Consider the following 5,843-nt stretch of genomic DNA (forward strand, 5'->3'; position numbering starts at 1 on the left):
GGCCTGTATCTTTAGAAAACCTAGCAAACATAGACCCATTTATAAAAAGCATATGGGTCGATTTTGAGATAGGAAAAACTAAAAGTTTATTACCCACTCTCCCATCTTCTAAAAAATCTTCCTGATAATCACTGAGTTCTTCTTTTGTAAAATAATCTTGCCAATCAATTAGGTTTTCACTCCCCAAATCATCGGCATTTCCACTATGGCAAAAAAACAAATCTGGCATTTTTTTTGCCCCAGACTTGCCCGCCTGAGAATCTAAGAGTTCATCGCCAATTTCTGCTGAATTACTTGTCGCAGTAACATTTATAACAATTCCTTCCTTACGACCCACAGTTTCGTTAAAGTCATCAACGAGCTTATCCATAGGAGATGAAGCCTGTTCGCCATAAACGTGCCACATTGTAAGACTTACTGGTTCTTTTTTATTATTTAAAAGTATAACAATCAGGGTGATAATTATAAAAACAAATATAATTATAGCCAGCCTTTTGTATTTGCTCTTTTTCATAAAGTCCTCAATTCATAAAAAAAACATCTTCTCTATTTAAAACTAACATAGTTTTTTTACAATGTCAAGATAAGTTCATGTAGGAATTGGTTAAAATATTATCATTAATTCTAGTATACTTTAAATATTTTGTATCAAAAAAGATGAAATATCAAAATAGACTTCTCTATTCTAATCTTTCATCTTTATTCTTATTTGCCTATTGCATTTTCTCTGCCATAATAAAACAGGTATTGTTGGGCATAACCTGCAAGGTCTCCGAAGATTTCTCTAGCATAGTTATCTACTTGTTTTTTTGGTACTTCCTTGCCGATAAAAAGTGTCTCCATTACCCTTTTGATCCACACATCTACAGGGAAGGTCCCCCTCCTGTGGTAGGCAAAAAGCATGATGCAATCCGCAACCTTTGGGCCAATGCCTGGGAGCTCTTTTAATTTGTTGTGGAGGTCTTTGTCTGTGAGATTTTTTTCATCTTCAAAATTTAAATATCCATCTACAAAGGCCTTTGCAGTTTCAACTATCCTTACATCACGAAAACCAACCCTAGCATATTCCCTTAAATCTATTGGGTCAACTTTAGCGAGGACTTCAGGAGATGGGAAGGAATAATATTTTTCACCCATATATTCACCTAGGTATTCACCATACCTTTCTGAAATTATCCTTACAGCCTTTTTTATCCTTGGAATTTGGTTGTTTGCAGAAATGATAAAGGAAATTGTAGTTTCAAATAAGTCTTGGTTTAAAATCCTAATCCCATAACCATAGTCACAAGCCTTGCCTAGGATTTCTGATTCAGACAAAGCTTCCTTTATCATCCCATAATCTGTGCCTAGGTCAAAATAATCGTAAAAAATTTCGTAAAATTCATCCAGGCTTACATTTCTAATTAGAGTGTAGTCATCGCATTCAAGAAGGTTTATAATTTTTCCCAAAAATACAGCTGTGTATGAACCATCGTCGTTTTTTCTAAAATTAAAACATTGACCACATTCGAAAATATGGTCAACCTTAAAAGAGTCTTCCCTGAGGATAAGTCCTTGAGGAGACTCTTCTATATTTAATTTTCTCTTATCATCAGTAAGGTATCTCATTACTTAATCCTTACAGCGTGGATAGCAAGCCTTTGATCTTCATAATCATATTGGCAGGTTGATAGGGTTATTATTGAATCATGATCTGTAAAAGGCCTTGTTTCAAGATTTACTTCAGAATTTGACCTAAGCTTGTTAAAGTAAGGCACCTTATCACCACTATAGGTAAAATCCAAAGTCCTGTAGTCAGAACTAGATGGTGTACCATAGGCTGAAAAGATTAAATATTCCCTAAGACCTTCTTGGGTTGTTAGGTAGAGGGTCCTATTTTTTTCAGCAAATTCTTGCTTTCTGTATTGGTCAAGAGGAGTAAACATTGAGTTAATCTCCAAATGGTGACCGTATATAACAGAGTTGTCATCTGAAAAGTCTGGTGAATTATAAACATCCATAAAAATAGAACCAGCTATATCATATTCCTTGTTCAAGTCCTTTCTTAAATAAAATTCATTGTCAGGGCCTTGTAGGACAGGGTATTTAATTCCTGTTCCAGGAATTTCTATGATAGCTATTACATCTGAGTTTTGCTCTCTTAGTTTCTTTAGCAAAGTCAAGTGGATTTTTTCAAGTCTAGCTAGGGGATCTTTTATTTCTTCTGTAGGCACATTTCCGTATTCATTCTTATCGACATCTTCTTCTACTTGTTTTGATAGGTCTTGTATATATTTATTGTTTTTCATATTTGTCCAATAATCAAGTCCCCTCTTACCTAATATAGTAATGCAGGCTAGGATTATTAAAATTAGGACAAATCTAATTAATGCCATTATTTTTGATTTCATCTTACCACCTTTAAAAAGTTTAGTTTCATTAGTATAATATACCTTAACAACGCGTAAATAAAAGTATTTTTTATAAAAAAGGAGAAGCTATGAAAGATTACAAATTATATGTAGGAACTGTATGCAGATTTTGTAAAAAAGTTGAAAACTTTTGTGAAGAAAACAATATAGATATTCCCCTAGTAAATATAAATGAGGACCGCGATGCCATGCTTGAGCTTATGGAAAAGGGCGGTAAAAGGCAAGTTCCTTGCCTCTACCACGACGGCGAGTACCTCTATGAATCTGACGATATAATAAATTTTCTTAAAGAGAATTATAAATAAGGATAAATATGATTAAACTAATTGCATCAGATATTGATGAAACTTTAATAAGCAAAGAGCAGAAAGTACCAGAAAAAAATAAAGAAGCCATCAAAAAGGCGATTGAAAAAGGCATAATTGTAACACTAGCAACAGGCAGAGGCCCATACGAAATTTTTAATATACCAGAAGAAGCTGGTGTAATTGCTGACGATAGGTATATAATTTGTTGTAATGGAGCTGTTATAATGAATGTCAAAACTAAGGAAATACTGAATGTTGTTGACCTAGATTTTGAATATGCCAGAAATATTTTCGCTTACGCCTATGAAAATAAGCTCACCTTTTATCTATATACCCTAGATAAAAAATATGGCATAAACCTAACTAACGATACTATAGTTGCAGAAAAGCACATCAATATCCTTCAAACAGATAATATTGAGTTTCTAAAAGATGAAACTATTCTAAAGCTTATAATCAAAAATGAAGACATGAATTATCTCCAAGCTCTTGAGGTAGATGTGGCAAGACTTAGCAACTACGATCTTGAGATAAGCTATTCTTCAAATATGTATATGGAAATAAATGCCAAGGGAGTAAATAAGGCTGTTGCCTTAAAAAAAGTCTGCGACCTCTATGGGATAGACTTAAAAGATGTCCTAGCTATTGGCGATAACTACAACGACGTAGCCATGTTAGAAGAAGCAGGCAGGTCCGTGGCGGTAAAAAATGCAAGACTCCAAGTAAGAGAAACTGCCGACTATGTTACAAGCCTTGATAACAACAAGGGTGCAGTCGGAGAAGCAATTGAAAAATTTGTTTTAAACCTATAAAAATAAAGACTAAGTCCAGGGAAAATCTCCAAGGCTTAGTCTTTTTCTATTTTAATAATATTCTCTATTTGTCATATACCTATATCCAAAGTAAATAAGTCCTCCAACTATTATTACAGGTAGTAATTGAGCTAGGATTCCAAAAATAATTACTATCGGAAGAATAATCAAGCCACCAATTAGTAAAAATGGAAGACTAACAAGACCAATGGTAAGGCCCAAGACTCCTAAGATTAATTTAAAAAATAATTTAATAAGTGGGATGCCAATCATAATGGCTCCAATAATAAAAATTAAGGTCAACATATCTAACTCCTTTTGAGAATATTATACATATATTAATTCCTTGTGTCAATATCTTAATATTATTTTTATTTTTTGTTTATATCTTTAAGTCTAGTTGAGATTTATTCAAAATAAAAAAGGAGGCTAAGCCTCCTCTGATAATTATTGTCTTCTAGCAAGTTGACCATCAAGGATGTAGATTCCACCCCAATTGCCGTTGATTCTTTCAAGTCTTGTTACTATTTTACCTACTGTGTCTTCTTCTTCTACTTGTTCATCGATAAAGCCTTTGATGAATGAAAATACTCTAAGGTCTTCTTCTTTTGCAAGTTCTGCTATTTCATAAATTCTTCTTGAAACTTCTTTTTCGTGTGCAAGTGCAGCCTTAAATACATCAACTAGGCTTTCATAATCATATTGTGGTTCAGCTATAGCCTTATATCTTACATCATAGCCTACTTCTTGTAGGAAGCCTTTCATAGCTTCACCGTGCTCGATTTCTTCTTTAACTTGTTCATCAAACCAGTTGGTGAATCCATCAAGTTCAAGTCTATCTGTATAAGCAGCCATTGCCTTATAGATGTAGGCTGATTCATATTCAAAGTTCATTTGTTCATTTAATAAATCTAATACTTTACTCATTTATTTCTCCTTTTTCTAGCAAATCACCGTAAGGTATATATACTCCATATATATCTAGGTTTCTAGCTAATATCTCCTTTATTACTTGTGTTGTATCTTTAGAGTTTATTATGACTGTGAAGGTCTTATCCTTAATCAAAAATTCATCCTCAGCTATTATGCCTTTTGATTTTAGACCACAGAAAATCTCCATTGCCTCTTTCTTAGTGAATTTTTCATCTAATTGAAAGGTAAAAGGAAAAACTTTTGTGATTTCTTCTAAAGGATTTATTTTTTTTATTAAAAGTAAGTCTTTCATAGCCATCTCCTACTATTAAAGATACCCAGTTTTATAAAAACTTAACAATTATTTTCTTCCATTTCTTTTTTTGAGAAAATACAACCACAATATTCTTGCCTATAGATGCCATATTCCTTTGAATATTCTATTGATTTCTTGTAGCCATCCTTTTTCTTAAAATCAGCATAAAGATATTTAACACCATATTCTTTTTCAAGCTCTTCGCCTATTTCATTTAGCCACTGGGCATTTTTGTAAGGTGATATTGAAAGGGTTGTTGTAAAATAATCATAGGCTTCTTTTTTAGCTAGGCGGGCAGTTTGGGTAAGCCTTAGCTTGTAACAATCATAGCAAGCCTCACCAAACTCCTTATCGTCTTTTCTTTTTTTGGCAACTTCCTCAAAATCTTTGATGTCATTTATAGGAATAATTACTTTTCCATGAAAATCAGATTTTTCTGCAACAAGCTTTAAATTCTCCGCCCTTTTATCAAGCTCACTTCTAGGATAAATCATTGGGTTATAAAAATATAAATCCATATCAAAATATTCCCTAAGTCTCGCTATGACTTGAGTTGAACAAGGGCCACAGCATACTTGTAACAAAAGTCTAGGCCTTTTGCCTTCCTTATTTAATTTTTCGATGGTTTCTTCCATTATCTTATTGTAGTTAATTTTGTTCATAAAAACCTTTCAAGCAAAAAAATCGCAAGAATAAACATTCCTGCGATTTGTATATTATCTCTTTGAAAATTGTGAAGATTTTCTTGCCTTTTTGAGACCTGGTTTCTTTCTTTCCTTTTTACGTGAATCACGTGTTAGGAATCCTGCTCTCTTTAGGGCAATTCTTAGGTCAGGATTAGCTATGATTAAAGCTCTTGCGATTGCATGTCTAATAGCTCCTGCTTGACCATTAAATCCACCACCGTTTACATTAACGCTAATATCATAGCTTGTAAGATTTTCTGTTAATGTTAGTGGGCTTCTTACTACGATTTTTAGAGATTCAAAATCAAAATATTGATCTAACTCTTTTCCATTTACTATTATATTTCCAGATCCTGGTACCATTGTTACTCTTGCAACAGAGGTTTTTCTTCTACCAG

9 protein-coding genes and 1 pseudogene are annotated in these 5,843 nt (G+C 33.2%); 2 read left to right on the forward strand and 8 right to left on the reverse strand.

What is annotated here, in order from left to right:
* The 3 genes and pseudogenes from RQ893_RS07550 to srtB form a co-directional block, all read right to left on the reverse strand.
* Window positions 1-514, reverse strand: a pseudogene (locus RQ893_RS07550) (hypothetical protein); the annotation flags it as partial.
* Between the two features lie 191 nt (window positions 515-705).
* On the reverse strand, window positions 706-1,608 hold the full coding sequence (locus RQ893_RS07555) for a DNA glycosylase (RefSeq protein ID WP_311482421.1): 903 nt from the start codon (window positions 1,606-1,608) through the stop codon (window positions 706-708).
* Window positions 1,608-2,390, reverse strand: a complete 783-nt coding sequence (srtB, locus tag RQ893_RS07560; protein ID WP_311482422.1) for a class B sortase — start codon at window positions 2,388-2,390, stop codon at window positions 1,608-1,610. Before srtB ends, RQ893_RS07555 begins: the two co-directional genes overlap by 1 nt.
* 89 nt (window positions 2,391-2,479) lie before the next feature.
* On the opposite strand from srtB, the gene RQ893_RS07565 reads away from it, so the two are divergent.
* Window positions 2,480-2,716 (forward strand): glutathione S-transferase N-terminal domain-containing protein, encoded by a 237-nt coding sequence (locus tag RQ893_RS07565; protein WP_311482423.1) that lies wholly within the window; start codon window positions 2,480-2,482, stop codon window positions 2,714-2,716.
* Window positions 2,717-2,724: 8 nt separating this feature from the next.
* Entirely contained in the window at window positions 2,725-3,531 is an 807-nt protein-coding gene (locus RQ893_RS07570) for a Cof-type HAD-IIB family hydrolase (RefSeq protein WP_311482424.1), read from the forward strand.
* 51 nt (window positions 3,532-3,582) lie between these two features.
* On the opposite strand, the gene RQ893_RS07575 is transcribed toward RQ893_RS07570, so the two are convergent.
* The 5 genes from RQ893_RS07575 to rpsI form a co-directional block, all read right to left on the reverse strand.
* The gene (locus RQ893_RS07575) at window positions 3,583-3,837 is read right to left on the reverse strand and encodes a hypothetical protein (protein WP_311482425.1); all 255 of its coding nucleotides are present in this window, start codon (window positions 3,835-3,837) and stop codon (window positions 3,583-3,585) included.
* A 141-nt stretch (window positions 3,838-3,978) separates the two neighbouring features.
* Window positions 3,979-4,458, reverse strand: coding sequence for a ferritin (locus RQ893_RS07580; RefSeq protein WP_311482426.1), 480 nt, complete (start codon window positions 4,456-4,458; stop codon window positions 3,979-3,981).
* Window positions 4,451-4,756: a hypothetical protein gene (locus RQ893_RS07585; protein WP_311482427.1), complete on the reverse strand. Its 306-nt coding sequence runs from the start codon at window positions 4,754-4,756 to the stop codon at window positions 4,451-4,453. Before RQ893_RS07585 ends, RQ893_RS07580 begins: the two co-directional genes overlap by 8 nt.
* Window positions 4,757-4,797: 41 nt before the next feature.
* Window positions 4,798-5,421 (reverse strand): epoxyqueuosine reductase QueH, encoded by a 624-nt coding sequence (locus tag RQ893_RS07590; protein ID WP_311482428.1) that lies wholly within the window; start codon window positions 5,419-5,421, stop codon window positions 4,798-4,800.
* A 54-nt stretch (window positions 5,422-5,475) separates the two neighbouring features.
* A partial coding sequence (gene rpsI, locus RQ893_RS07595; RefSeq protein WP_311482429.1) for a 30S ribosomal protein S9 occupies window positions 5,476-5,843 on the reverse strand: 368 nt, incomplete at its 5' end.

The sequence above is a fragment of the uncultured Anaerococcus sp. genome, from assembly GCF_963510915.1.
GTDB lineage: Bacteria > Bacillota > Clostridia > Tissierellales > Peptoniphilaceae > Anaerococcus.

What these genes read in the sequence shown, in the direction of transcription:
- srtB (WP_311482422.1), bottom strand. Translation starts at nt 2,390, where the DNA reads ATGAAATCAAAAATAATGGCATTAATTAGATTTGTCCTAATTTTAATA.
- RQ893_RS07555 (WP_311482421.1), bottom strand. Translation starts at nt 1,608, where the DNA reads ATGAGATACCTTACTGATGATAAGAGAAAATTAAATATAGAAGAGTCT.
- RQ893_RS07585 (WP_311482427.1), bottom strand. Translation starts at nt 4,756, where the DNA reads ATGAAAGACTTACTTTTAATAAAAAAAATAAATCCTTTAGAAGAAATC.
- RQ893_RS07580 (WP_311482426.1), bottom strand. Translation starts at nt 4,458, where the DNA reads ATGAGTAAAGTATTAGATTTATTAAATGAACAAATGAACTTTGAATAT.
- RQ893_RS07570 (WP_311482424.1), top strand. Translation starts at nt 2,725, where the DNA reads ATGATTAAACTAATTGCATCAGATATTGATGAAACTTTAATAAGCAAA.
- RQ893_RS07565 (WP_311482423.1), top strand. Translation starts at nt 2,480, where the DNA reads ATGAAAGATTACAAATTATATGTAGGAACTGTATGCAGATTTTGTAAA.
- RQ893_RS07575 (WP_311482425.1), bottom strand. Translation starts at nt 3,837, where the DNA reads ATGTTGACCTTAATTTTTATTATTGGAGCCATTATGATTGGCATCCCA.
- RQ893_RS07590 (WP_311482428.1), bottom strand. Translation starts at nt 5,421, where the DNA reads ATGAACAAAATTAACTACAATAAGATAATGGAAGAAACCATCGAAAAA.